Origin of the sequence: Luteimonas chenhongjianii (assembly GCF_002327105.1) — a bacterium.
Taxonomy (GTDB): Bacteria; Pseudomonadota; Gammaproteobacteria; order Xanthomonadales; family Xanthomonadaceae; genus Luteimonas; species Luteimonas chenhongjianii.
The window spans coordinates 2,318,431-2,342,179 of sequence record NZ_CP023406.1; the positions used below are offsets into that span (position 1 = coordinate 2,318,431).

Consider the following 23,749-nt stretch of genomic DNA (forward strand, 5'->3'; position numbering starts at 1 on the left):
TGCCGCCCAGTCACGAGGCCGTGATCCGCCGCCTGCCAGCATGCATTTCATGCCAGATGCACGCCGATCTTTCCCCACCTCACTCTTCTCCGACACCACGCCACCCGCCCTGCGGGCACCAGGCGACGCATGGGATCTCGTCGTCACCGACGGTCCGGTCATCGCGACCGCGATCCACGATGGCCATGCCCTGCGTGAATCGCTGCGCGCGCGCGTTGCCCTCGACGACGAGGCGCGCTGGCGCGAGGAAGACCCCCTCACCAGTCTGCTGACCCAGGTCGGCGATACGCGCCTGCGTGTGCGCCAGTCGCGGTTCGAGGTCGACCTCAACCGGCCGCGCGCCGAGGCCGTCTACGCCACGCCCGAGGCGTGCTGGGGCCTCGATGTATGGAAGGCGCCACTCGACGAGGCAGAACTCCAGGCCTCGCTCGCCCTGCACGACCGCTTCTACGACATGGTCGGCGAACTGATCGACCGCACGGTTGCCCGCTGGGGCAGCGCCTTGCTGATCGACATCCACAGCTACAACCATCGGCGCGACGGGCCCGACGCCGCGCCTGCCGCGCAGGACGCCAATCCCGACATCGAACTGGGCATCACCACGCTCGATGCCGACCGCTGGGGCGACACCGCCCGACGCTTCGCCAACGTGCTGCGCCGTCACCCGGTCCGTGGCGCGCTGCCCGACGTGCGCTGCAATGTCCGCTTCCCGACGGGCGGCCATTTCCCGGAGTGGGTCTATGCGCACTGGGGCGACAAGGTCTGCACGATCTCGCCCGAGTACAAGAAGATCTTCATGGACGAGTGGACCGGCAAGGCCGACATGCCGGCGCTGTATGCACTGCGCGACGGCCTCGAGCACGCCGTGGATGCCGTGCGCCCCGAGTTCCTGGCATGAGCCCAGCGGTGAAGCGACCGGTGGCGCGGCCACTGCCGGAGCTTGCGGCGCAGATCGACGCCACGCTGTCAACACTCGATGCCCGCCTCGACTGGTTGCTGGCCCTGTCGCCGATCGACACCCCGGGCCTGTGGAACGCCTTCGACGGCAGCGGCCGCATCTCCGAGCCGGTGCTGCGCTACGTGGACCTGGAGATCGATTTCGGTGCGCTCCGGCACGAGCTGGCGGCGCTGCCCATGACCGAGGTGCAGCCTCCCGCACTGCAGGCGCTTCTGGTCGAGAAGCAGGGCGAGCTCTCCCGGATGATCGACCTGGTCGAGCAACGCGACCGGCCGGATTTCATCGAGGCCAGCGTCGCCCTGTTCGGCGCGGTGGAACCGGAACTGGTCGAACTGGCCGACCGCATCCTCGCGACCGTTCCCCCGGGCGACCCCCTGCCGGCCGATTGCGGCATCGACGAGGTGCGCAGCCAGGTCGAGGACGAGATCGCCTGGTACCGCGCGCAGGCGCCGGACTTCCATATCGACGTCGTCATCGACACCGACATCAGCTCCTCGTTGATGGTGTCCCATGGCACGTTCTACATCGATGGCAACATCCGCCTGCCGCGGGCGCGGGTGCGTCCGCTGATCCAGCACGAGATCGGCACCCACGTCGTGACCCGGCACAACGGCCGCCAACAGGCACTGCGGCAGCTCGAGGTCGGACTGGCCCAGTACGACCCGACCCAGGAGGGCCTCGGCGTGCTGGGCGAATACCTGTCCGGCTACCTCCCGGGAGCGCGGCTGCGCATCCTCGCCGCGCGGGTGGTGGCCACGGCCATGGCGGCGTCGGGCGCGCAACTGCCGGCGATCTTCGCCTGCCTGCACGAGGCACACGGCATGCCGACCGACGAAGCCTTCGATGTGGCGGTGCGCGCGCGCCGCGGCGGCGGGTTGACCAAGGATGCGGTGTACCTGCGCGGCCTGCGCGACCTGCTCGCCTATCTCGAAGCGGGCGGCGAGTTCGACACGCTGTTCCTGGGCAAGTTCGCCCTGCCGCAACTCGAACTGCTGGAGGCACTGGTCGATGACGGCTGGATCGTGCCGCCGGCCCTGCTGCCCCGTTACACCACCGACCCCGATTTCCGTGATCGGCTTGCCGCGTGTCGGCAGACGCCGGTCGAACGCCTCTACCAGTCGCACCGCCCCCAGGAGCACACCGCATGAGCGAGACGCGCAGCATGCGCCTCGGCTTCGTCGTCAACGATGTCGCCACCGAACAGGACAACTACACCACCATCCGGCTCGCGCGTACGGCCGTGGGCCGCGGGCACCAGGTCTCGCTGATCGGACTGGGGGATTTCACCTACGACCCGAGCGGCACGGTACGGGCCAAGGCCTACGTGCCCTGCGGCCCCGACTACACCGACGACGCCGCGCTGCTCGCCGACATCCAGTCGACCGACTGCGAGACGGTGCAGGTGTCGGTGGACGACCTCGATGTCCTGATGCTGCGGAGTGACCCCGCGGTGGAGATGGCGGAACGGCCGTGGGCGCCGTCCAGCGGTCTGCTGTTCGCGCAGTTGGCCGGGCTGCGCCGTGCCCTGGTGCTCAACGACCCTTCGCATCTGACCGACGCCTCGAACAAGACCTATTTCCAGCACTTTCCGGAAGAAGTCCGACCGGTGACCTGCATCAGCCGGGATCCGGAGGAGATCAAGAAATTCATCACCGACCGCGATGGCTATGGAGTCGTCAAGCCCCTGCAGGGCTCGGGCGGCCAAGGCGTGTTCGTGATCACCCCCGACAGCGGCGGCAACCTCAACCAGATGATCGACGCGGTGATCCGCGATGGCTACGCGATCGCCCAGGAATACCTGCCCAAGGCCAAGGACGGCGATCTGCGCCTGTTGATGCTCAATGGCCGCCCGCTCGAGGTCGACGGCACCTACGCCTGCATCCGCCGATACAACGACAGCGGCGACGCGCGCAGCAACATCAGCGCCGGGGGCAAGTACGAGATGGCGGTGCCAGACGCGGACGCACTGCGACTGGCCGATCTGGTCGCGCCGAAGCTGATCCGCGACGGCATGTATTTCGTCGGTCTCGACATCGTCGGCGACAAGCTGATGGAGGTGAACGTCGACACCCCGGGCGGCATCAACATGGTCGAGGAACTGACCGGGCTGGATTTCTCCGGCCACATCATCGACGACCTGGAGCGCAAGCTGCGGCTGCGCGAGCATTACGGCCGCACGCTGACCAACGTGGAACTCGCGATGCTCTAGCGAAAGCGCCGGCCTACGATCGGCATTGCACGACGCTGATCGCGACCGGCCTGTGGTTAGCCAGACGGAGCGGTTTTCGGCAGCTTGAGCGCCCGTAGGCGAGGTGCTGTCCCGGCGCACACGAGGCGGCCCCATACGCAGCCAAAGCCGCGAGGGCCGGACGGTCTCCGCCCGATGCCGTTGCAACCTAAGCAGACGAAGCGACCCGCATGATGCGGGCCGCCCGTTTGTGTCACTCGGGCGCCGGGCCCGGCGGGATCGGCGCGCCCGCGCCACGGCGGATGCGCACCGGCACCGACTTGCCTGCAGGCACGTGACTGTCGACCGCGTGATGCGAGACCGGGATCAGCGGATTGCACTCGGGGTAGTAGGCCGCGATGCAGCCGCGCGGAATCCGATAGGGGATCGGCCGCAGCCCCCCCACCTCGCGCACTTCAGGGTCATCATCGAAATCCGCGACCAGGGTGATGTGTTCGCCCTCGTCCAGGCCCAGCGCGGCGATGTCGTCCTCATGCATCAGCACCACGCGGCGGGTGCCTTCGATGCCGCGGAACCGGTCGCGGTAACCATAGACCGTGGTGTTGAACTGGTCGTTGCTGCGCACCGTGATCAGGCGGTACCGGCCCGCGCGGTCTTCGAAACCGGTTGCGCACAGCACCTCCGGCACGTGGAATTCAGCCTTGCCGCTCTCGGTCTCCCAGCGCCGCTCGCGCGCCGCGACCGGACGCGGGAATCCACCGGGCGTGTGCAAGCGCGCATTGAAGTCGCGGAACTGGTCGGGATACGTCGCCTCGATCGCACCGCGAACCTGCGCGTAGTCCCCGACCCATTGTTCCCATGGCACCAGGGCAGCCCGCTCGGGCGGGAGGATCGCCTGCGCCAGCGCGGCGACGATCGCGGGTTCGGAGCGAAGCGTGTCAGCGACCGGTGGACTGATACCGAGCGAGCCATGGATGCAGGTGGTGCTGTCCTCGATGCTGACGTGCTGCGCGCCGGTCGCCTGCACGTCCTCCTCGATCCGCCCCAGGCACGGCAGCAACAGGGTTTCGCGCGCGCACAGCAGATGGTTGCGGTTTAGATGGGTGGCGACCTGCAGGCTCAGCGCGAGACCGCGCCACGCGGGTTCGAGGCGCGCGGTATCCGGCGCCGCGCGCGAGAAATTGCCGCCCAGCCCGATGAAGGCTTCGACGCTGCCGTCCAGGATGCCTTCCACCGTGCCCACGGTGTCGAGCCCCTTCTCGCGCGGCGGCTCGAATCCGTACTGTTCGGACAACCGGTCCAATGGCACCAGCTCGGGCTTTTCGGAAATCCCGACAGTGCGCTGACCCTGCACGTTGGAGTGGCCACGCACCGGGCAGATGCCTGCACCGGGCCGGCCGATATTGCCGCGCATCAGGGCGAGATTGCACAGCATGCGGACGTTGTCGACCCCATGACGGTGCTGGGTCAGGCCCATTCCGTAGATCAGGATCGTCGACTTGGCCTGTGCGTAGACCGCAGCGACCGATTCGATATCGTCGCGCGACAGGCCGCTCTCGGTTTCGATCCGCTGCCAGTCGGCAGCGCGCAGCCAGGCCTCGAACGCGTCGAAGCCGTTGGTATGGCTTTCGATGAACTCGACATCCAGCACGCGGGCATCGCCCCGCGCGCGCGCCGCGTCATCCAGATCGAGCAGCGCCCGCGCCAGGCCCTGCAGCAGCGCGATATCGCCGCCGGCGCGTACCGGGAAGTAGGCGTTGCTGATCCGCGTCGATGTGCCGGTGGCCATCGCCAGCGGCTCCTGGGGATTGGTGAAACGCTCCCAGCCGCGCTCGTATAGCGGGTTGAAGGTGAAGATGTCGGCGCCGCGTCGCGCGGCCTCCTGCAACGGATGCAGCATGCGCGGGCTGTTGACGCCGACGTTCTGGCCGAACGAAAGGATGCAGTCGCAGTGGTCGAAGTCTTCCAGCAGCACCGTGCCCACCGGCACACCGATGCTGCGCGGCAGGCCGACCGAGGTGCTCTCGTGGCACATGTTGGAACTGTCGGGCAGATTGTTGTTGCCGTAGAGCCGTGCCAGCAGCGCGTACATGTAGGAGGTCTCGAGCGAAGCGCGGCCCGAGGCATAGAACACGGCGCGTTCGGGCGCCATGTCGCGCAGCACACGGCCCGCGATCGCGAACGCCTCCTCCCACGAGATTCCGACGTAACGGTCGCTGGACGCGTCGTAGCGCATCGGCTCGACCAGTCGGCCCTGTGCTTCCAGATCGTGGTCGGCCCAGGTGAGCAGTTCGCTGACCGTGTGCCGCTCGAAGAACCCGGCATCGACGCGACGCTTGTCGAGCTCCCAGAGCGTCGCCTTTGCTCCGTTCTCGCAGAATTCGAACGGGTGAGGTTCGGCCGGCTTGGCCCAGGAGCAGCTTACACAGGCGAAGCCGTCGACCTTGTTCTGGCGCTGCAGCTGGCGCGCGCCTTCCGCCGTTCGCGCGCCTTCGCCGAGCCCATGACGCAGCAGGGATCGGACCGAGCCCCAGCCGCCCGCGGGCGCTTTGTATGGCATGAAGCTTGGCGTTGGCTGGCTCATGGCGGCTCCGTCATCTACATGACGCACCACCCTCGCGCAGACGACCTGCCAACTCCGTGAAAATCGGCGTCACGGGACCAGGAGGAGGTGCCGGCATACTTCCTCCATGGATGCCATCGCCCACATGCGCTGCCCGTGGTGCGGCGAACGGTTCGAGACCCTCGTCGACGCGAGCGCAGACGCCGCCGACTACATCGAGGATTGCCCGGTCTGCTGTCGTCCGATCGAGATGCAGCTGCGCGTCGGGACGGAAGATGACTACCGATTGCAGGGCGGCCGGGGCGACTGAAGTGGCCATCACGCCTCACGCTCATCGGGCGCTCCATTGGGTGGAGGGGTACGGGATGCGGAGGCCTGGGCTCACCCGGGGTGCGATGGATACACGTCGGCCGGACCGGTACGATTCAAAAGGCGACCTATCACACCGCCTTCACAATTCTTTATGCGCGTTGCCGCACATACGTGCCCGCATTCAGTCGGGAGAATCCGCTCCTGTTCGTCCAGCGTAGACCTTGCCGATCCGCATGAAAAAGAAAGCGCCATGGGCGCCGCTCAATGGGCTGCTCCAGGACCTGCCCGAGGATGTCTGCGATCGCCTCGATGGCGAGATCCAGCTGGTCGACATGCCGGCCGGCAAGGTGCTGCACGAGGCCCATGCGGCGCAGACGACGCTGTACTTTCCGCGCGAAGGCATCGTCTCGCTGATGTACGCACTGGAAAGCGGCGATACCAGCGAGTTCGCGATGGTCGGCAACGAAGGCATGGTCGGCATCGGCCTGCTCACCGGCGCGCGCAGCACGCCGACCCGCGCCGTGGTCAAAGTGGGGGGCGAGGCCCTGGCGATGCGCGGCGAGTTCGCACTGCGCGAGTTCCAGCGCGGTGGCGCGTTCCAGCAGATCCTGTTGCGCTACGTCCAGGCGCTGGTCACCCAGACCGCGCTGACCGGCGTCTGCAACCGGCATCACACGGTCGACAAGCAGCTCTCGCGTTGGCTGCTGCTGGTCAACGACCGCGTGGGATCGGTCGAGATCAAGATGACCCAGGAGCAGATCGGGCACCTGCTGGGTGTACGCCGCGAGGGCATCACCGAGGCCGCACGTCGACTGCAGGAAGAGGGCTGCATCCGCTACAGCCGCGGGGTCATCCAGGTGATGGACCGCGACTGCCTGCTCGCCCGATCCTGCGAATGCTACGGCGTGGTGCGGACCGAGTACGACCGCCTGCTGCGGCCGGCGAACGAAGGCTGACCCTCACTTCGCGTTTTCGGCGGTCAATGCAGCATGCAAGGCTCGCACCAGGAGACGCGCATGAGCCAGCAACCCCCGACCCTCGTTACCAGCCGCGATGCGGTGGCGAAGATCGAACACTGGATCACCCTCCTCGACGACGAAGCCATCGTCCGGGTGACGCGCGACTCCGATGTGGTCGAGGGTGTGGTCGCGGTGCGTCCCACCATCGAAGCCTTCCGCAACGATGCCGGCGAGGAAGGCCATAACGCGCTGCTGCGCCTGGACGCCGTGGAACCGCGGCAGACGCCGCAGTACGTCTGGCTCAGTGACGTGCGCGACATCGAGCGACTGGGAACGGACTGAGCACGCTGGCTCTGGTCGGCGATTCGCTGCCGGAGCATCACGGATTTGACCCGGCCCAACCCGGCCGGAACGGCTCTGGTGGACGTGGCGAGCGGCTGCTCGCCATCGCAGCCGCCCGCTGCCCCGCTACGATGTCGAGCATTGGGGTCGCGACTTCCTGGATGCGGTCGCCGCAGCGGGAAGCGGCGCCGACCGGCACCGCTTCCCGCTGCGGGTCTCGCTGCCTGAGCCGGGACCAGCTTGTCTGGCAGCGGGAAGCGGCCGGCCCAGGGTCTCCGGCCAGCCGTCGCACGCGCCGTCGCCAGTCGGGTCGTCCATTTGCATGGCAGCGACGTGGTCAAGCCGGCTGCGCCGGCGCGGGTTCGCGTTGTGGCGATCGTGCGCCGGCTGCGACCCGCTGTTCACGAGCGCCTGCCTAGCCTGCTGCCCGCCCCGCGCTCACGAGGATTCCGTATGCGTACCGCACCCGTCGTTCTGCTGCTCGCGCTCACTCTTGTCGCGTGCAGTACCGAATCGGACACGGCGACCGCCGAACTCACGCCAGCGCCCTCGCCCCCCGCTGCCTCGGAAGACGCAGCACCCACGGGCTCGCTGGCCGCGCGCGAGGCCCAGACCACACCGTCGAACACGGTCGAATACGACTGCGAGGGCCTGCGGATCACCCTCGCCGTGGAAGGCGAGGCTGAGGACGCACGTGCCAGGTTCGTCGTCGACGGCGCCACCCTGGAACTGCCCGCAAGCGACGCCTCACAGGGCGATCGTTTCGCCGATGCGGACGGAAACGCCTTCTGGCGCCACGGCGACGACGAGGCCCGCCTGCGCCTGCATGACCAGCACGAGCGCAACTGCGCGCGCGTCTACTGACCAGGCGATTCACTCGGCACGCCGGCACAGGTAAGCTGACCCGGCTCCCCCACTCCCCCGCGTCGATCCGGTCCATTGAAGGCAAGGAGACGACCCATGCGTGTGTTGTGCCCCGTATTGACCGCGAGCCTGTTCCTCGCGCTCGCAGGCTGTTCCCCGTCGCAGGACGATGCCAGCGCGGCCGACACCGCCGACGCCGGCAGTACGACCCCGCCCGCCTCAGCACCCCCTCCGCCCGAGACCGGACCTTCGCCGCGGATCATGCATTACGACTGCGAGGGCACGCTGGTCGACGCCTCGTTCGATGGCCAGGGCCAGGTCAGCATCGCGGTGGACGGCTCGACGTTCCTCCTGCGCACCGAAGACGGCGCCCAGGGCACGAAGTACGTGGACGAGACCGGGAACCAACTGTGGACACGCAGCCGGGACAGTGCGCTGCTGATGCGGCCCGATCACCCGGATCGCACCTGCGCCGGCAACGAAGCAGCGCCGGCCTGACCGGACCGCGGTGGAACGTCTGCCGCCGCGGAACGCCGCCTGTTCCTGCATCGCCGCGGCCGCCTCGCATCCGACCGACGGTTCGCTGCCGCATCCGTGCCCGGCCATCGCACCATGCGCGATGGCCGGGTGACGTCCCTCATTGCGCTTGACGCGCCTCGATTTCGGCGAGGCGTGCGTCGAGCGCCGCCCGTGGCCACCAGCGCCCCGGACCATCACACCGAGCGGCCGCTGCGCATGCGCAATGTCCGCGCGCGGATCGGCGGCCAGCAGCGCGAGGTCGGCGCGTCGGCCGACGGCCACGGTGCCGAACGTCTCGGGCGTACCGGGGGCCCGGGCCGCGTTGCGCGTGCCGGTGACCAGCCCTTCGTGGGGCGTCAGGCCGGCCTGACGCATCAGGCCCATTTCGCGATGGACCGAGAAGCCGGGCACGTCGAAGAATTGCGCATCGGAGCCGAGCACATAGGCCGGGTCGTCATCGCCCGACACGTGGCCGTGCATTTCCACCAGGCCCGGCACCACACACGGCCGGCGCCGTCGATCAGCGTCGCATCAGCGGGAACCTCCACGCTGTCCACAGCGTCCAACGCCGTGATCCTGCCGTCCTCGACCCGCACGGTCTGGCACTGCAGCCGGACGTCGCGATCCATCGGCAGTACATCGACACCGATGAAGGCGACCGGCGGAGCACCGCGCGGGGCCTACGCGTTCGCCTGCAACCTTGCGCACGCCAGCAGCGCGGCGACGCACGCGCGCCATGCATGCCGGGTCACGACTGCGGCGTCGCGTGCATCGCGACGTTGAGCTGGTCGATCACCACGATCCAGTCGGCGTCTTCCAGACGCTCCTCACGCAGCAGCTGTGCCTGCGCCGGCGTCCAGAATGGCGCCTCTTCCAGACGCATTCCCTCCGGCAGTGGCGCGTGGGTGGCGATGAAACTGCGGATGGAGGCTTCGTCGTCAGCCAGGCCGAGCTGGGCGAAGAGTTCGGAGAAGGGGTGTACGGGCTGCTCCATGAGTGTCCTTGCATGTGATGGCGGGGCGGCCCGAGCGTAGCGCGTGTCGCGCCGGCCCTGGTCCGGCCCACAGGACGCCACAAATGCGGACCGCCCGACAAGGCGGGCGGTCCGGTAGCGCGGCATGCTCTGCTTGCGGCTATCTGACGACTTTCTTCGCGACCGTCATGCCCAGTACGAACAGCACGATCGCGATGATGATCGCGGCCCAGAACAGGAACTTCGCGATACCCATCGCGCCGCCGGCGATGCCGCCGAAACCGAGAGCACCGGCAATGAGACCAATGACGGCAAAGATGATGGCCCACTTGATCATGTTGCGTTCTCCTTCGAGGCGACGCGCTCGTGCGTCGCCAGTGGCCGGAGTCTCGGATGCCTGTAGTGCGGAAGACGTGAATGGGTCAGTGGAGGCGGCGTCCGCGTCCCCGCCATGAGCGCCCGGGTGGCGCCTGCCAACCAGCCGAGGAGCAAAAGGATCACCGACTTCTGGGCAAGCCCACGCGGGGCATCCCGCCAGTGCGCCAGGATCGAGATCGATGTAAAGCACAGCAGCGCCCACGGAATGGCCCAGCGCGCAGCGCATCGCCACGCCGGATCGTGCAGGAACCCAATGACTGCAGCAGCATTCCCGTCGTAGCGAACAGGAATGCGGCCTGCGCGGAGACGCCGGAGACAAGTCCTTCCAGTGATCGGTCGACGCCGGGCAGATCCATCCATGCGTAAGCGGTGACTGACAGCGAGACGCCCGAACGCACGAGCATCAGAAATGCCGCGCTGCTGCGCGCCTGCTGCATATGCGCCGCCGCCGGCCCCAGCCGAGCGCGGCCACGCCCGGCCCCAGCCCGACATACGCCACCTGCAGCAGCGCACCCCGGTCGCCGATCAGATACAGGCTCATCTGGCTCGCGACCGGATCCAGATCCGGGCGCAGCAGATGCAATGCGAGCGCACTCGCGACAAAACCCAGCAGGCCCGCAGCCGCGCCCGCCAGGCGCTGACATGTGCGGGTGGGAAATGGGGGTATCCGGGCTGCGCGTGCGGGATTGGCCGCCATGCCAGTGAAACCCTCACGCCCCGCCACGCGTGTAGCACCGACGATGCGCGCGCCACCCTCTCACAGTGCGGTCATGCCACGCGACCCCCGCAACCGCCACGCTGCGCTGCGCCTGCCCGGACTGCGCATCGACAGCAGCAACCTCGCCCTCGGCGATCCCGACGGGGACGGCTTTCTTGGCGACCGGGCCAGCCAGACGGCATTCCGTCGCTATCTCGATGCGCGGCGACGTTACCACTTCACCGGCAAACGGGATCCGTTCGGGCGCACGCCCACCGACGCGATCAGCAAGGCCGACATCGATCTGGTGCTGGTCGGGGGCAACGCCGACGCCGCGCATCTGGTGCACGCGGCGGTCGAAGACCATGCGCATCAGCTCGCGGGCGTCGTGCGCGCCTTCCTCGTCACCGACGAATGGCGCGGCGTGCGCCGGATCGTCATCGGCGGTGGTTTTCCCGGCTGCCGCGCCGGCGCGCTGTCGGTGCGGCGGGCGGCACGCCTGCTCAAGCTCCAGCGCGCCGGAGTCGAGCTCTCGATGCTCCAGCATGATGGTGACGACGCCGGCCTGCTCGGCTGGGTGCCGCTGGCGCCCGCGGCCACCCACAGGTACGAGGCCTTCCTCGCCGTCGACATCGGCGGCACCAACATCCGGTGCGGCATCGTCTCGCCACAGCTCGACATTCGTGCCGATGGCAGGAAGGCGCGGGTGCTCGAACGCAGCCAGTGGCGGCACGCTGTCGAGAGCCCGGATCGCGACGAGGCGGTGACCCGGATGGCGGCGATGCTCAACGGCCTGCTCGCACACGCCCGCACGCTGGGCCTGCGGCTGGCTCCGTTCGTCGGTATCGCGTGCCCGGGGGAGATCGCTGCGGACGGACGCATCCTGCACGGTGCCCAGAACCTGCCCGGCGACTGGCAGGCCGACGGGTTCGACCTTGCCACCGAGGTGCGGCAACGCCTGGACCGTGTCGGCAGGCAGATTCCGCGCGTCCTGCTGCACAACGATGCCGTGGTCCAGGGGCTCAGCGAGGCTGCGCGCATGGCCGGTGTGGAACGCTGGGGCGTCCTGACCATCGGGACCGGGCTCGGCAACGCCAGCTATACCAACCTGCCCAGCTGAACCGCGCCACGGCGGCACCAGGGCCGCAGGGCCGCCGGATGCTATGCTCGCCTATCGGGCCCGCGCCCGTTTCGTGCGCTCCGCGCGACCTGAGCCGTCGCCCGCCTCGCTTCCTCTCCCGCGTGACCGCCCCGCCCGGGGCTCCGCTCACAGGAAGCATCGTGCCCGGTTATTCCCCACGTGTCGTAACCGTCGAAGTCGGTGGCCCTGCCGACCGGCGTCGCGTACTCGGCGATCTGCAGCAGTGCGGGTATGCCGATGCCCACGGCCATGGTCCTGGGCCACAGCTGGCGATCCCGTCGCTGCGCTGGTCCTTGTCCAGCCGCCCCTGGCCGTCCCGTCGCCTGCCCGCGCTGGCGATGGAACAGGTGCAGGTGGCAGGCAGACGCCTATTGGGCGTCTTGACCTGCGATCCTTGTCGCCGCCCCCCGGCGGACCGCCTACCGGTCGCACAGGAGTTGCACGGATCGCGCGAAGGCATTGAGATCGACACCTCGGCGCTGCCACCCGGCCGCGCGCCGCATTCTCGCCGCGCACTCGGGCGGCTGCAGTGAGTGGCGGTCCCAGCGACTGCAACCGCTGCGACGCAGTCTGCTGCCGCCTGACGGTGGTCCTGCAGTCCGGTGACGACGTCCCCGCGCGCTTCACCGACGTCACCGAGGCCGGGCTGTCGGTCATGGCCCGCGATGACGAAGGCTGGTGTGTGGCAATCGATGCCGGCCGCATGTGTTGTTCGATCTACGAGAGCCGTCCCGACGTCTGCCGACGTTTTGCCATGGACGGTCCCTATTGCCGCGAGATCCGCGCCGATTACCTCGACCGTGGTGGTCGTGGAATTCCGCTGGTCATGTATTGAAGGAGACCACGGGATGACCCGTGCCAAGAACCCACCCGCCCCATCCGCGCCCCAGGCGTCCCAGCCCCCGCCTTCGCAGTCCAACACGCGCCATCTGTTCGCCGGCGGCCGCAAGCCCAACGAGCGTGGCGCGTCGATGACCAGCGAGCGCATCGCCAGCGATCTCGCCCAGTTCCGCAAATCCGGCGGGCGGATCGAAGTGCTCGGCACCACGCGCACCCTGACCAAGGTCGACGCCCCACCTGCGCCGCCAGCGCCGGAAGCGGCACCGCGGAAGCGCCGCTCCAGCTGAGCCGCGTCCGGCGTTGACCGCAGGTCGATGCCGGTATTGCCAGACTCGATGCCGTCTTTTCCGAAGGCATCGAGATGAGCCTGCTTCCTCCGATCGAACCCTGCGATCCCGCCCCGTTGCGCGACCGCGTGGTGCTGGTCACCGGCGGTGCGCAGGGCATCGGCCGCGGCATTGCCCAGGCGGTGCTGGGCGCCGGTGGGCGCCTGGTGATCGGAGACCTCGACCGCGACGCAGGCCGCGCCTGTCTGAGCGAGTGGGCCGTGGGCGAGCGTGCCCGCTTCCTGCCGCTGGATGTCGCCCGCGAGCCCTCGGTCCGCGGCTTCGTGGCCAGGGCGTTGATCGCATTCGGGCGCATCGACGGCCTCGTCAACAACGCCGGCCCCGCCTCGCCGGAGATCGCCACGCTGTCCGAGCTGCCGCTCGCCGACTGGCGGCGTTTTATCGACGGCCACCTGACGGGCACGTTCCTGTGCAGCAAGCACGCCCTGCCGGAACTTCGAAAGGCAGGCGGCGCGATCATCAACATCGCCTCGAGCCGGGTGCTGCAGTCCGAGCCGCACACCGAGGCCTACGCCGCCGCCAAGGGCGGCATCGTGGCGTTCACCCATGCGCTGGCAATCAGCGAAGGTCCGGACGTCCGCGTCAATGCGATCAGCCCGGGCTGGATCGCCACCGAAGGCTGGCGGAAACCCACCGCGCGCAGGGCGCCGAAGCTCTTGCGCCGGGACCATGCGCAGCATCCGGCAGGACGCGTGGGCCAGCCGCCGGACATCGGCGCGCTTGCGGTCTTCCTGCTGTCGGACGCGGCCGGCTTCATCACCGGGCAGAACATCGTCGTCGATGGCGGAATGACGCGGAAGATGCAGTACGTATGACGTGGGCGCGGAGCCCTCGCTTTCGATCCCCTGGCTGAACCACAGCCGCGACCGGTCGCGCATTTCACCTGCCGCAAAGAAGCGCCCTGCAAGCATCGGCCCGGTCATTTGCCCGGAGAACCCCATGAAATCCATCCGCATGCTTGCCGCCATCGGTGCCCTGGCGCTGGCCGGTACCACCCTGGCCCACGCGCAGAATTACGGACCCGAGGATGAAGGCCGCCGTTTCAACGACGGCAGCCGCGTGGTCTGCGAAGACGTGGAGGTGCGGCGCAGCACCTCGGATCCCAATCGCGTGGGCGGTACCGCGGCCGGCGCCGTGATCGGCGGCCTGGTCGGTAACCAGATCGGCAGCGGCAACGGTCGCAAGCTCGCAACCGTGGGCGGCGCTGTCGCCGGTGGCGCGATCGGCCGCAACGTCCAGGGCAACCGTCAGGAGGCCAGCGGCGACCGTGTCATCGAGACCCGTTGTCAGCGCGTCCAGCGCTGACCGCTGCACTCCAAGCGACACCGACGGGCCGGCCTTGCGCCGGCCCGTTTGCGCCGGCAAGCCGCAGGACTACCAGACGAGGTCGTCGGGCACCGCGAATCTGGGATCCTCGTAGTCATCGGTGCCGGGAGGGGCAGCCGGAGAGCCGCCATGATCGACGACGATGGACCCGGGATCGCGTTCGCGCACCCGTTGCGCCAGCGCCCGCGGCAACAGCACGTGGCCCGCGTCGAGACGGGCGATGACCAGCATCCCGCTCCCCAGTTCGCGCGCCTGCGCATCGTCCACCAGCAGCGTCCGGATTGCCCCGTCCGCTTCGAACCGGTACGCGCGCTCGCCACGTGCTGCAATCTGGCCGTCCGCGATCAACTGGCGCGCCTGCACGCGCAGTTCGCGCTGACGCGCTTCGGCATTGCGTGACTGCGCAAGCTCCCGATCGCGCTCCGCCTTTTCCTGGCGGGCGCGTTCGGCGTCCCGTTGCGACTCGGTGGGCTTGGCCGGTTGCTTCCCATGCCGGGCGCGGGTCTGCTCGCGCGCCACTTCCGCCAGCTTGCCCTTCTTGACCAGGCCTGCTTTCAACAGCTGTTCCTGCAGCGGATTGCGCATGCATGTCTCTTCCACGGTGTCCGGGGTCGATGATACCGGCTGGGACCCGCGTGCCTCGGGTGCAGGCTGAACATCCGCCGCGAGGGCTCGGCTCCTGCCACCGCTCGGAAGTCCGAGGTGACCTGGGCGGAGCCTGGATACGACCATGTCGATTAACGCAACGATGCTTCCTGATCTACAAGGTCGTTCTATTTTCGTGCGTGGTTCACCATGCGGATCTGTCGCCGCCTGGCGCCATTCCCTTCCGCACCGAGACGTCCCCATGTCCAATGCCTTCCTCGACGCTGCGACACGCCGCCGCACCCAGTACAGCCTGGCATCGGAGCTGCCGATTCCGCAGGCCGATGTCACCGCCCTGATCAAGGAGGCCGTGCGCCAGAGCCCCTCGTCGTTCAATTCCCAGAGCTCGCGTGCGCTGATCCTGTTCGGTGCCGAGAGCCGCAAGTTCTGGGACCTGGTCAAGGACGCTCTCCGTCCGCTCGTGCCGGCGGATGGATTCGGCGCGACGGAGGCGAAGATCGACAGCTTCGCGGCCGGCGCCGGCACAGTGCTGTTCTACGAGGACAGCGCGCCGATCCGCGCCCTGCAGGAGCAGTTCCCGCTCTATGCCGACAACTTCCCGGTGTGGTCCGAACATTCCACCGGCATCGCCCAGTACGCGGTATGGACGGCGCTGGCCGAGGCGGGAATCGGCGCGAGCCTGCAGCACTACAACCCGCTCGTCGATGCCGCCGCCGCCGCGGAGTGGGACATCCCGTCGAGCTGGACGCTGCGGGCGCAGATGCCCTTCGGCGCGCATGCCGGGCCGATCGGCGAGAAGACCTTCATCGACGACGCGCTCCGGTTCCGCGTACACGGCTGATCGCATCGGGCTTCGGGCGCCGTCGGGGTCGTGCGTAGAATCGCAGGCTCTTTATCCGTTCGAGGTGCCCCATGCGCGTAGTCCGCCGTCCCGTCCCGCTTGCGCTCGCCCTGGCCTGCGCGAGCCTGCTCGGCGCGTGCGCCTCCCCGTCCGGTACTGCGCCGATGCAGGCGGTACAGGCACCGGTGGCGCACGGCGACAGCGCGGCGGCGCAGTTCTTCGCACGCTTCACCGACGAGTGGATGCGCCGGCAGCCGTCGGCATCCACTGCCAGCCGCTACTTCGACGATGCCGAACAGGCGCGCATGGATCGCGAGCTCACGCCGCAGACCGAGGCCTATCGCGCCGAGACGCTCGCCCTTGCCCGACGCGGGCTCGCCGAGCTGGCGACGCTGGACCGGTCCACCATGACCGACACCGATCGCGTCTCGGCCGAACTGATGGACTGGCAGCTGCGTCAGATCATCGAAGGCGACCGGTTCGACGATTTCAGTTTTCCCCTGCAGCAGTTCGGCGGCGCGAACGTCTCGCTGCCCAACCTGATGACCGTCGTGCATCCGGTGCGCAGCGCCGCCGATGCCGACAGCTATCTCGCCCGGCTCGCGCAGTTCGAGACGCGCATGGACGAGGCCACTGCGCGCGCATCGGCACTGGCCGCGCGGGGCGTCCTGCCGCCGCGCTTCATCGTCGAGGCCACGATCGCGCAGATGCGCCGTTTCATCAGCGATGCGCCGGCGCGCAATCCGCTGGTGGCGACGCTCGATACCCGCCTGCAGGCGGTCGAGGCGATCGACAGCAAGGCCCGGGCTGCGATCCTGGCCGAGGCCACGCGGCTGGTCGAGACCGGCGTCTACCCGGCCTGGTCGCGCGCGATCGCGGAACTGGAAGCCCAGCTGCCACGGACCACGGCCGACGCCGGCCTGTGGCGCCTGCCGGGCGGCGACGAGGCCTACGCCTATCAGCTGCGCCGTTTCACTTCGACCTCGCTCGGCGCCGAGGAGATCCATGCCATCGGCCTGCGCGAAGTCGCTCGCATCGAAGCGGAGATGGACAGCATCCTGCGTGGACTGGGGCGCACCGATGGCAGCGTCGAAGCGCGCGTGCGCCAGCTGCGCCAGGATCTCGCGTACTCCAACGACGAGGCCGGTCGCGCCGCGATCATGGCCGACATCGACACGATGATGCGCGACGCCGAACGGCGCAGCGATGCGCTGTTCGACATCCGCCCGCGTTCGCAGGTGATCGCCCAGCCCTACCCCGAGTACCGCTGGGAGAGTGCTGCCGCCAGCTACACGGCGCCGCCGCTCGACGGCTCGCGGCCTGGCGTCTACCAGATGCCCCTGCGGCAGGACCGGCTGACCAACTTCGGCCTGCGCACGCTCGTCTATCACGAGACCGTGCCGGGGCATCACTTCCAGGTCGCGTTGTCGGTCGAGAACGCCGCGCTGCCGAAGTTCCGCCAGGTGCGCGCACTGGGCGGCATCTCAGCCTTCAGCGAAGGCTGGGCGCTCTACGCCGAACGCGTGGCGGCCGAGGAAGGCTGGTACGAGGGCGATCCTGAAGGTCGTCTGGGTCAGCTCGACGCCGAGCTGTTCCGCGCCCGCCGCCTGGTGGTCGACACCGGCCTGCATGCGATGCGTTGGACCCGCGAGCAGGCGATCGACTACGGCATTCCGGCCTCGGAAGTGGAGCGTTACGTGGTCATGCCCGGCCAGGCCACGTCCTACATGATCGGCCAGCTCGAGATCATCCGCCTGCGCGACAAGGCCCGCGATGCGCTCGGCGACCGTTTCGACCCTCGCGCCTTCCATAACCGCGTGCTGCTGACCGGCGTGGTGCCACTGGAACTGCTGGAGCGGGAGGTCGACGCGTTCATTGCCGCGGCCGCGTGACAGGCCGCCGGTCCCGGCACCTCGCCGGTGCCGCGATCGCGCAGCTCGGCGCGATCGCGGCAGGGATCCCGGCAGGCCTCCGATCCGACGGCGGACGCGCTGCCGGCGACGGAGATCGACCGCATCCGGCAGACGTTCTCCCCCCCGATGCCGGCACCTGAGGCCGGGACAGGAAGCGAGGCCGATCCATGGCGGATATCGCGCCAGGTCGGGGCCGGGCGGTACACATCGGCGGCGGACGCGGGAGACTTCGCGCCGATGCTGATGCTGGTCGGCTACAGCCTCGAGGTCATCCAGTCGGCCTACCGCATCGGTGATTCGTTGACCAAACTGATCACGCCGATGATGAGTTACTTCGGCCTGATCCTGGCATTCGCCGCGCGTTATCAAGGCGATATCGGCGTGGGCACGCTGATCGCGATGATGCTGCCCTATACGGTGGTGTTCTTCATCGGCTGGACGATGCTGTTCTTCGTCTGGTGTTCGGCCTGGGGCTGCCGGTGGGACCGGGCGCGCCCACGTACGACCCCGCGGGCTGATCGCGCGCGCTGCCTGCGGTCCGGTCACCATGATCGCCTCGCCCGGCGCCTGGGCCCGTACACCCGCTGTGACGTGAAAAGAAAAAGGCCGGGGCATGCCCGGCCTTTTCCATCCAGCGCCCCGGATCACCAGATCCTGACGCGGTCCTCCGGGGCGATCCACAGCGCGTCCTGCGCGGTGACGTTGAACGCGTCATACCAGGCATCGACATTGCGCAGCGGCGCGAACGCGCGGATATGTCCGGGCGAATGCGTGCCGTTGACCAGCTGCTGGCGCAGCGCATCGTCGCGCCACAGCGTGCGCCAGACCTGCGCCCAGCCCATGAACAGACGCTGCTCGCCGCTGAAGCCGTCGATCACCGGCGCAGGCTTGCCGTCGAGCGAGCGGCGGTAAGCCTCGAGCGCGATCGTGATGCCGCCGAGATCGCCGATGTTCTCGCCCATCGCGACCTTGCCGTTGATGTGCATGCCCGGCAGCTGCGGGAACGCGTAGGCCTCGTACTGGGCGCCCAGCTTGGCCGCCTGCGCCTCGAACTTCGCCGCGTCGTCGGCCGTCCACCAGTCGCGCAGCACGCCCTCACCGTCGGACTTGCGACCCTGGTCGTCGAAGCCGTGGATGATCTCGTGGCCGATCACGCCGCCGATGGCGCCGTAGTTCACCGCCGGATCGGCATCGGGATCGAAGAACGGCGGCTGCAGGATCGCGGCCGGGAACACGATCTCGTTCTTGACCGAGTTGTAGTAGGCGTTGACGGTCTGCGGGGTCATGCCCCACTCGGCCTTGTCGACCTGCTTGCCGATGCGGTTGCGGCGGTAATCCCACTCGAAGGCCATCGAACGCGCGGCGTTGCCGAACACGTCGCCGCGGGCAATCTGCAGGCCGCTGTAGTCGCGCCAGGTGTCGGGATGACCGATCTTCAGCCCGAAGCCTTCGAGCTTCTTGCGCGCCTCGGCCTTGGTCTCGGCGCCCATCCAGTCGAGCTGGTCGAGACGCGCGCCCATCGCGACCTTCACGTTGGCGACGAGCTCGTCCATCTTGGCCTTCGCATCGGCCGGGAAGTAGAGCTGCACGTAGTCGCGGCCGATCGCCTCGCCCATCGTGTTCTCCGCGAACGACACGCCCCGCTTCCAGCGCTCCTGCTGCTCGGGCTGGCCCGACAGGAACTTGTTGCGGAACTCGAAGTGCGCATCGGCGAAGGCCTTCGACAGCAGCGGCGCCGCGGCGTCGGTGGTGCTGAAGGCCTGCCAGGCCTGCAGCGTGGCGACATCGGTGTCGGCGAAGATCGCGGCGATCTTCGGGATCGCGGTGTCCTGGCGCAGGACCGCGCGCGGCGCCTGGGTCACGCCTGCAGCCTTGAAATACGCGTCCCAGTCGAAGCCCGGCGCGGTGGTCGCGAATGCCGACAGCTCGACCGGGTTGTAGGTCTTGTTGCGGTCACGGCTTTCGGCGCGGGTCCAGTGCGCGTCGGCAATGCGGGTTTCCATCGCCAGGATGGCTTCCGCGTTCTGCTGCGGGTTGTCCCAGCCGGCGAGCTCCAGCATCTGCGCGATATAGGCCTGGTAGCGCTCGCGCTGCGGCGCGAAATTCTCGCGCAGGTACATTTCGCGGTCGCCCAGTCCCAGCCCCGACTGGCTCATGTACAGCGTGTAGCGGTCCGGATCGCGCTGGTCGTCGGAGACGCCCAGGCCGAAGAAGCTGCGGCCGAAGTCGCCCTGCTGCGCGCCCATCAGTGCGGCGAGCTTGGACTTGTCGTTCGCGGCGCGGATCGCGGCGAGCTTCGGCGCGAGCGGCTTGGCGCCCAGTGCCTCGACGGCGGCCTCGTCCATGAATCCTGCGTACAGGGCCGCGACCTTGGCCTGGTCGCCATCGGTCGCCGGATTCCCGGCGGGATAGCCTTCCACCAGCTGGCGCACGCGCGCCTCCGACAGGTCACGCAGCACCAGGAAGGCGCCATAGCTCGACTTGTCAGACGGGATCTGGGTGTTCTGCGCCCAGGTGCCGCTCACGTAACGGAAGAAATCCTCGCCCGGGCGCACACCGGATTCCATGCCGGCCGTGTCGATGCCCCAGGTGCCCATGCGCTTGGCCTCGACAGTGGCTTCCGCGCTTCCGCCCGCTGCGCCTGATTCGGCCTGGAACAGGGTTTGCAGCTGGCACAGCGTGTCCAGGCAGGCGTGGTCGTGGTCTTGGGCGGCAGCGGTCGAGGCCGCCATCGTCAGTGCGAGCGCCGTGGCCGCGGACAGCAGGGTCTTCTTCAAAAGGTATCTCCAGATGGCAATTCGGGCCGGCTCACGGTTGCGCGCGTAACCGGTCCCCCAGCATACCGGGACGCGCGCACCTGCTGTCCCGGTTGCCGACCCAACCAATGGCACTCGCGCGCAGGCGCGGAGCCGCGGGGATCGAACGGACCGGGCATGCTTACCTTGCGGCAAGGCCTCCGTCCCGGGCGAGCACCCGCACGCGCTGGGTCAGCGCGTGACTTTCACCCGGCGCCAGCCGCACCACATCCGGGCCGGCATTGGCCGCCTCGATGCAGAGGAAGCCGCGCCATGCGCCCTGGTCCATGTCCTGGCTGCGTTCGGCGGCAGCCTCGCCGGGATTCCAGACGACCACCGAGCGACTGCCCATCGTGGTGAGTTCGATGCGTCGGCCCAGGCCCGGGTCGTCCAGCCGGTAGCGACCCCCTGCCTCGGCGTAGATGTAATCGCTGCGGCCCGGGTCGCGGGCATCGTCGAGCACCCAGTCGCCGGTCTGGGTGTGGCGCGCGTAGTCGTCGTTCTTGTCGAGGAATTCCAGCCCGTCCAGACCCTCGACCCGCACCGCGGCGACATCGGACACGCGGAAATAGCTGTGCAGCGCCTGGGTGAACGCAATGGCGGTCTCGCCGGTGTTGGTTGTCTCGAGCGTCTGCTCCAGCGCAGGGCCGATCCTGACGTGCATGCGCAGTGCCAGGCCGAGATCGGCGTGCTGCGGCGGCGCCAGGGTCAGCGACACCGTTCCGTCCTCGTCGCGAACGACAGACGTCACGCGCCACTGCACCGTGCGGGCGAACCCGTGCGACGGCACGTCGCCGGCCTGCCCCTGGCGACCGAAATACGGCCAGATGACCGGCACCCCGCCACGGATCGCCGCAGGCAACTGCGCTTGGCGGGGCGACATCCACAACACGTCCTGCTGTCCGCTCGGCACGTAGGACAGCAGGTGCCCACCGTGCAGCGCGATCGCGGCCTGTGCATGCGGCGTCTCGATCAGCACGGCCGGGTAGCCTGCGAACAGTCCGGCCCGCACGCCCGGCACATCGAAATCCGACAGCTCGTCCGCGTCGACCGCCCCGGCCTGGGCCGCGTTGGCGACCTGCGCAGCGAAATCACGGGGCACGGCAAAACGCGTTTCGACGGACGATGTGGCGGGCGCGACGTGCATGGGGGCTCCGGATTCAGTGGGAAGAACGGATCGCGCACCGGGCGCGCAGGCCAACAGGGCGGGCAGACACACGGACAGCAGCAATGCGCGCATGGACATCGTGTTCGCGAAAAGGTCGGCCAGTCTACGATCCGCCCCGCACATCCGGGCGCACGCCACGCGAGCATCGCTCAGGCTTCGGCCGCCCAGGGCGCCTGCGCCAGGCGGCGGGCGAGATGGTCGATCAGTGCCTGGACCCGCGCCGGGCGCCCGCGCCCCGGCGGCATGACGACATGCACGGCGATCTCCGGCGGCTGCCAGCCCGGAAGCGCGACTTCCAGTGCGCCGCGACGCAGTTCCCGCCAGACCAGGAACTCGGGTTGCAACGCCAACCCCATGCCCGCGAGCAGCGCCGGGGTCAACGCTTCGGCATTGTTTGCGCGCAGTACCGAGGGCACCCCGACCGAGTAGTCGCCCTGCCGCGGATGATGGAAACGCCAGGCCGCGCCCGGTTTCGCGTAGGCATAGGTCAGGCCGCGGTGCGTGGCCAGCTCGCGCGGATGCTTCGGCCTGCCCATGCGCTCGAAATACGCAGGTGCGCCGACCAGCAGGATGCGCACGCCGCACAGCCGCCGGGCAATGAGGCTGGAATCATCGAGATTGCCGATACGCACCGCGAGATCGAAACCGCCGCCGACGAGGTCGACGGTCTCGTCGCTGAGCGCCAGTTCCAGGGTCACATCGGGGAATCTGCTCATGAAGGTCGGCAGCAGCGGCGCCAGATGCGCCACGCCGAAGGACATCGGCGCGGCCATGCGTACATGCCCGCGTGGACTCACCGCCTGCGCGGTGATCGCGGCTTCCACCGCCTCGCCCTCCGCCAGCAGCCGGGTCGCACGTTCGACTGCGGCCTCGCCCGCTGCAGTCAGCGACATGCGGCGGGACGTGCGATGCAGCAGCGGCGTGCCCATGCGGCGCTCCAGCCTGGCGATGGCCTTCGACACCGTCGGCTGGGTGATGCCCAGCGCCTCGGCCGCGGCGGCGAAGGAACCGAGTTCGGCGACCCGGGCGAAGATCGCCCAGGCTTCCAGGTCCGGTAGCTGCATGTCATCACAAATGGAATTGATGGAGTTCCATTCTTTCCATTCCTGGCATGCCGTGCAAGGCGTAACGTGGCGTCATTCCCAACGCACTGGAGTACGACATGATCGAACGCCGTCCTTTCGACAGCCTCGGCGCCGCCAACCACGGCTGGCTCGACGCCCACCATCATTTTTCGTTCGCCAGCTATCACGATGCAGAGCGCATGGGCTGGGGTGCGCTGCGGGTCTGGAACGACGATCTGATCGCGCCACGCACCGGCTTTCCGCCGCACCCGCATTCCGACATGGAGATCATCACCTATGTGCGCGAGGGGGCGATCAGCCACAAGGACAACCTCGGCAACGCCGGCCGGACCGGCGCCGGCGATGTCCAGGTGATGAGTGCGGGCACTGGCATCCAGCACGCCGAATACAACATGGAAGGCGAGCAGACGCGCATCTTCCAGATCTGGATCATTCCCGATGCGCGCGGTGGCGCGCCGACCTGGGGCACCAAGCCGTTTCCCAAGGACGCGCGCAGTGGTGATTTCGTCGCGCTGGCCAGCGGCTTCGAACAGGACGACGATGCGCTGCCGATCCGCGCCGCGGCGCGCGTGCTCGGGGCGACACTCAAGGCGGGCGACACCGCCGAGTACCGCTTCGGGACAGGTCGCCTGGGTTACCTGGTGCCGTCGTCGGGCGCAGTCGAGATCAACGGCACGCGCATCGATGCCCGCGACGGCGCCGCGATCCGGGATGAAGCGGTGATCCGGGTGACCGCGCTGGAAGACGCCGAGCTGGTGCTGGTCGACACCGCGCCTTGAGATCTCCGCGCAGGACCGCTGCGACAAACCACCGCCCACCGATGCTGCGGACGCAGCATCGATGGCGCGTGACTGCATGCGATTTCACGCGTACTGACGGGATTCCGTGACGACGTACGCCAAACACCGAATTGGCGACGCGTGGTTTTTGACAG

At 68.6% G+C, this 23,749-nt stretch carries 24 protein-coding genes and 2 pseudogenes; 17 read left to right on the forward strand and 9 right to left on the reverse strand.

The features are described from left to right. Positions 1–40 precede the first annotated feature (40 nt). The 3 genes from CNR27_RS10540 to CNR27_RS10550 are packed head-to-tail and all read left to right on the forward strand — an operon-like array spanning position 41 to position 3,167. Complete coding sequence (locus CNR27_RS10540) at positions 41–898, forward strand: N-formylglutamate amidohydrolase (protein ID WP_096298588.1); 858 nt, start codon at positions 41–43, stop codon at positions 896–898. Further along, positions 895–2,106 (forward strand): peptidase MATCAP family protein, encoded by a 1,212-nt coding sequence (locus CNR27_RS10545; RefSeq protein WP_096298590.1) that lies wholly within the window; start codon positions 895–897, stop codon positions 2,104–2,106. The genes CNR27_RS10540 and CNR27_RS10545 overlap by 4 nt, the downstream gene beginning before the upstream one ends. After that, entirely contained in the window at positions 2,103–3,167 is a 1,065-nt protein-coding gene (locus CNR27_RS10550; protein ID WP_222843095.1) for an ATP-grasp domain-containing protein, read from the forward strand. Before CNR27_RS10545 ends, CNR27_RS10550 begins: the two co-directional genes overlap by 4 nt. 232 nt (positions 3,168–3,399) lie before the next feature. Here the strand turns inward: CNR27_RS10550 and CNR27_RS10555 are convergent, their stop codons facing one another. Beyond that, positions 3,400–5,730: an FdhF/YdeP family oxidoreductase gene (locus CNR27_RS10555; RefSeq protein WP_096298592.1), complete on the reverse strand. Its 2,331-nt coding sequence runs from the start codon at positions 5,728–5,730 to the stop codon at positions 3,400–3,402. A 106-nt stretch (positions 5,731–5,836) separates the two neighbouring features. Here CNR27_RS10555 and CNR27_RS10560 point away from each other — a divergent pair, with 106 nt between their 5' ends. The 5 genes from CNR27_RS10560 (at position 5,837) to CNR27_RS10580 (ending at position 8,684) form a co-directional block, all read left to right on the forward strand. Continuing rightward, entirely contained in the window at positions 5,837–6,019 is a 183-nt protein-coding gene (locus tag CNR27_RS10560) for a CPXCG motif-containing cysteine-rich protein (protein ID WP_096298594.1), read from the forward strand. A 235-nt stretch (positions 6,020–6,254) separates the two neighbouring features. Next, complete coding sequence (locus CNR27_RS10565; RefSeq protein WP_096298596.1) at positions 6,255–6,977, forward strand: Crp/Fnr family transcriptional regulator; 723 nt, start codon at positions 6,255–6,257, stop codon at positions 6,975–6,977. 60 nt (positions 6,978–7,037) lie between these two features. Further along, positions 7,038–7,322, forward strand: a complete 285-nt coding sequence (locus CNR27_RS10570) for a DUF3247 family protein (RefSeq protein WP_157745412.1) — start codon at positions 7,038–7,040, stop codon at positions 7,320–7,322. A 453-nt stretch (positions 7,323–7,775) separates the two neighbouring features. Next, entirely contained in the window at positions 7,776–8,186 is a 411-nt protein-coding gene (locus CNR27_RS10575; protein WP_096298600.1) for an MliC family protein, read from the forward strand. A gap of 96 nt (positions 8,187–8,282) precedes the next feature. After that, entirely contained in the window at positions 8,283–8,684 is a 402-nt protein-coding gene (locus tag CNR27_RS10580; protein WP_157745415.1) for an MliC family protein, read from the forward strand. Positions 8,685–8,948: 264 nt separating this feature from the next. On the opposite strand, the pseudogene CNR27_RS15935 reads toward CNR27_RS10580, so the two are convergent. From CNR27_RS15935 to CNR27_RS10600, 4 genes and pseudogenes are all read right to left on the reverse strand, one after another. Then, positions 8,949–9,185, reverse strand: a pseudogene (locus CNR27_RS15935) (hypothetical protein); the annotation flags it as partial. Between the two features lie 268 nt (positions 9,186–9,453). Next, positions 9,454–9,699 (reverse strand): DUF2789 domain-containing protein, encoded by a 246-nt coding sequence (locus CNR27_RS10590; RefSeq protein WP_096298606.1) that lies wholly within the window; start codon positions 9,697–9,699, stop codon positions 9,454–9,456. 139 nt (positions 9,700–9,838) lie between these two features. Beyond that, on the reverse strand, positions 9,839–10,015 hold the full coding sequence (locus CNR27_RS10595) for a DUF1328 family protein (protein WP_096298608.1): 177 nt from the start codon (positions 10,013–10,015) through the stop codon (positions 9,839–9,841). 444 nt (positions 10,016–10,459) lie between these two features. After that, positions 10,460–10,753, reverse strand: coding sequence for a hypothetical protein (locus CNR27_RS10600; protein WP_096298610.1), 294 nt, complete (start codon positions 10,751–10,753; stop codon positions 10,460–10,462). Between the two features lie 73 nt (positions 10,754–10,826). Here CNR27_RS10600 and CNR27_RS10605 point away from each other — a divergent pair, with 73 nt between their 5' ends. From CNR27_RS10605 to CNR27_RS10625, 5 genes are all read left to right on the forward strand, one after another. Continuing rightward, entirely contained in the window at positions 10,827–11,873 is a 1,047-nt protein-coding gene (locus CNR27_RS10605; protein ID WP_096298612.1) for an ROK family protein, read from the forward strand. Positions 11,874–12,423: 550 nt separating this feature from the next. Beyond that, entirely contained in the window at positions 12,424–12,729 is a 306-nt protein-coding gene (locus CNR27_RS10610; RefSeq protein WP_096298614.1) for a YkgJ family cysteine cluster protein, read from the forward strand. A gap of 13 nt (positions 12,730–12,742) precedes the next feature. After that, entirely contained in the window at positions 12,743–13,021 is a 279-nt protein-coding gene (locus CNR27_RS10615) for a hypothetical protein (protein WP_233580159.1), read from the forward strand. Between the two features lie 74 nt (positions 13,022–13,095). Next, positions 13,096–13,896: an SDR family oxidoreductase gene (locus tag CNR27_RS10620; protein WP_096298616.1), complete on the forward strand. Its 801-nt coding sequence runs from the start codon at positions 13,096–13,098 to the stop codon at positions 13,894–13,896. 124 nt (positions 13,897–14,020) lie between these two features. Further along, positions 14,021–14,386, forward strand: a complete 366-nt coding sequence (locus CNR27_RS10625; protein ID WP_179948169.1) for a glycine zipper 2TM domain-containing protein — start codon at positions 14,021–14,023, stop codon at positions 14,384–14,386. 69 nt (positions 14,387–14,455) lie between these two features. Here the strand turns inward: CNR27_RS10625 and CNR27_RS10630 are convergent, their stop codons facing one another. Beyond that, the gene (locus tag CNR27_RS10630; protein ID WP_096298620.1) at positions 14,456–14,992 is read right to left on the reverse strand and encodes a DUF2058 domain-containing protein; all 537 of its coding nucleotides are present in this window, start codon (positions 14,990–14,992) and stop codon (positions 14,456–14,458) included. Between the two features lie 262 nt (positions 14,993–15,254). Between CNR27_RS10630 and CNR27_RS10635 the strand changes: the two genes are divergently transcribed. The 3 genes and pseudogenes from CNR27_RS10635 to CNR27_RS15940 all read left to right on the forward strand — a co-directional run. After that, the gene (locus CNR27_RS10635; protein ID WP_096298622.1) at positions 15,255–15,854 is read left to right on the forward strand and encodes a nitroreductase family protein; all 600 of its coding nucleotides are present in this window, start codon (positions 15,255–15,257) and stop codon (positions 15,852–15,854) included. Between the two features lie 71 nt (positions 15,855–15,925). After that, positions 15,926–17,746 carry a DUF885 domain-containing protein gene (locus CNR27_RS10640; RefSeq protein WP_096298624.1) on the forward strand — a complete coding sequence of 607 codons (1,821 nt, stop codon included), beginning with the start codon at positions 15,926–15,928 and terminating at the stop codon, positions 17,744–17,746. Between the two features lie 258 nt (positions 17,747–18,004). Then, a pseudogene (locus tag CNR27_RS15940) lies at positions 18,005–18,217 on the forward strand (AbgT family transporter); the annotation flags it as partial. 194 nt (positions 18,218–18,411) lie between these two features. Here CNR27_RS15940 and CNR27_RS10650 read toward each other — a convergent pair. The 3 genes from CNR27_RS10650 to CNR27_RS10660 form a co-directional block, all read right to left on the reverse strand. Further along, positions 18,412–20,544: a M13 family metallopeptidase gene (locus CNR27_RS10650; RefSeq protein WP_245815604.1), complete on the reverse strand. Its 2,133-nt coding sequence runs from the start codon at positions 20,542–20,544 to the stop codon at positions 18,412–18,414. 160 nt (positions 20,545–20,704) lie between these two features. Further along, positions 20,705–21,709 (reverse strand): D-hexose-6-phosphate mutarotase, encoded by a 1,005-nt coding sequence (locus tag CNR27_RS10655; protein ID WP_096298626.1) that lies wholly within the window; start codon positions 21,707–21,709, stop codon positions 20,705–20,707. Positions 21,710–21,879: 170 nt separating this feature from the next. Continuing rightward, positions 21,880–22,794, reverse strand: a complete 915-nt coding sequence (locus tag CNR27_RS10660) for a LysR family transcriptional regulator (protein ID WP_096298628.1) — start codon at positions 22,792–22,794, stop codon at positions 21,880–21,882. 98 nt (positions 22,795–22,892) lie between these two features. Here CNR27_RS10660 and CNR27_RS10665 point away from each other — a divergent pair, with 98 nt between their 5' ends. Continuing rightward, positions 22,893–23,594 (forward strand): pirin family protein, encoded by a 702-nt coding sequence (locus CNR27_RS10665; RefSeq protein ID WP_096298630.1) that lies wholly within the window; start codon positions 22,893–22,895, stop codon positions 23,592–23,594. Positions 23,595–23,749 lie beyond the last annotated feature (155 nt).

Coding starts and splice junctions, on each gene's coding strand:
- CNR27_RS10560 (WP_096298594.1), top strand. CDS start 5,837: ATGGATGCCATCGCCCACATGCGCTGCCCGTGGTGCGGCGAACGGTTC.
- CNR27_RS10655 (WP_096298626.1), bottom strand. CDS start 21,709: ATGCACGTCGCGCCCGCCACATCGTCCGTCGAAACGCGTTTTGCCGTG.
- CNR27_RS10640 (WP_096298624.1), top strand. CDS start 15,926: ATGCGCGTAGTCCGCCGTCCCGTCCCGCTTGCGCTCGCCCTGGCCTGC.
- CNR27_RS10540 (WP_096298588.1), top strand. CDS start 41: ATGCATTTCATGCCAGATGCACGCCGATCTTTCCCCACCTCACTCTTC.
- CNR27_RS10635 (WP_096298622.1), top strand. CDS start 15,255: ATGTCCAATGCCTTCCTCGACGCTGCGACACGCCGCCGCACCCAGTAC.
- CNR27_RS10545 (WP_096298590.1), top strand. CDS start 895: ATGAGCCCAGCGGTGAAGCGACCGGTGGCGCGGCCACTGCCGGAGCTT.
- CNR27_RS10615 (WP_233580159.1), top strand. CDS start 12,743: ATGACCCGTGCCAAGAACCCACCCGCCCCATCCGCGCCCCAGGCGTCC.
- CNR27_RS10575 (WP_096298600.1), top strand. CDS start 7,776: ATGCGTACCGCACCCGTCGTTCTGCTGCTCGCGCTCACTCTTGTCGCG.
- CNR27_RS10550 (WP_222843095.1), top strand. CDS start 2,103: ATGAGCGAGACGCGCAGCATGCGCCTCGGCTTCGTCGTCAACGATGTC.
- CNR27_RS10630 (WP_096298620.1), bottom strand. CDS start 14,992: ATGCGCAATCCGCTGCAGGAACAGCTGTTGAAAGCAGGCCTGGTCAAG.
- CNR27_RS10580 (WP_157745415.1), top strand. CDS start 8,283: ATGCGTGTGTTGTGCCCCGTATTGACCGCGAGCCTGTTCCTCGCGCTC.
- CNR27_RS10590 (WP_096298606.1), bottom strand. CDS start 9,699: ATGGAGCAGCCCGTACACCCCTTCTCCGAACTCTTCGCCCAGCTCGGC.
- CNR27_RS10625 (WP_179948169.1), top strand. CDS start 14,021: ATGAAATCCATCCGCATGCTTGCCGCCATCGGTGCCCTGGCGCTGGCC.
- CNR27_RS10555 (WP_096298592.1), bottom strand. CDS start 5,730: ATGAGCCAGCCAACGCCAAGCTTCATGCCATACAAAGCGCCCGCGGGC.
- CNR27_RS10665 (WP_096298630.1), top strand. CDS start 22,893: ATGATCGAACGCCGTCCTTTCGACAGCCTCGGCGCCGCCAACCACGGC.
- CNR27_RS10565 (WP_096298596.1), top strand. CDS start 6,255: ATGAAAAAGAAAGCGCCATGGGCGCCGCTCAATGGGCTGCTCCAGGAC.
- CNR27_RS10605 (WP_096298612.1), top strand. CDS start 10,827: ATGCCACGCGACCCCCGCAACCGCCACGCTGCGCTGCGCCTGCCCGGA.
- CNR27_RS10570 (WP_157745412.1), top strand. CDS start 7,038: ATGAGCCAGCAACCCCCGACCCTCGTTACCAGCCGCGATGCGGTGGCG.
- CNR27_RS10600 (WP_096298610.1), bottom strand. CDS start 10,753: ATGGCGGCCAATCCCGCACGCGCAGCCCGGATACCCCCATTTCCCACC.
- CNR27_RS10620 (WP_096298616.1), top strand. CDS start 13,096: ATGAGCCTGCTTCCTCCGATCGAACCCTGCGATCCCGCCCCGTTGCGC.
- CNR27_RS10660 (WP_096298628.1), bottom strand. CDS start 22,794: ATGCAGCTACCGGACCTGGAAGCCTGGGCGATCTTCGCCCGGGTCGCC.
- CNR27_RS10595 (WP_096298608.1), bottom strand. CDS start 10,015: ATGATCAAGTGGGCCATCATCTTTGCCGTCATTGGTCTCATTGCCGGT.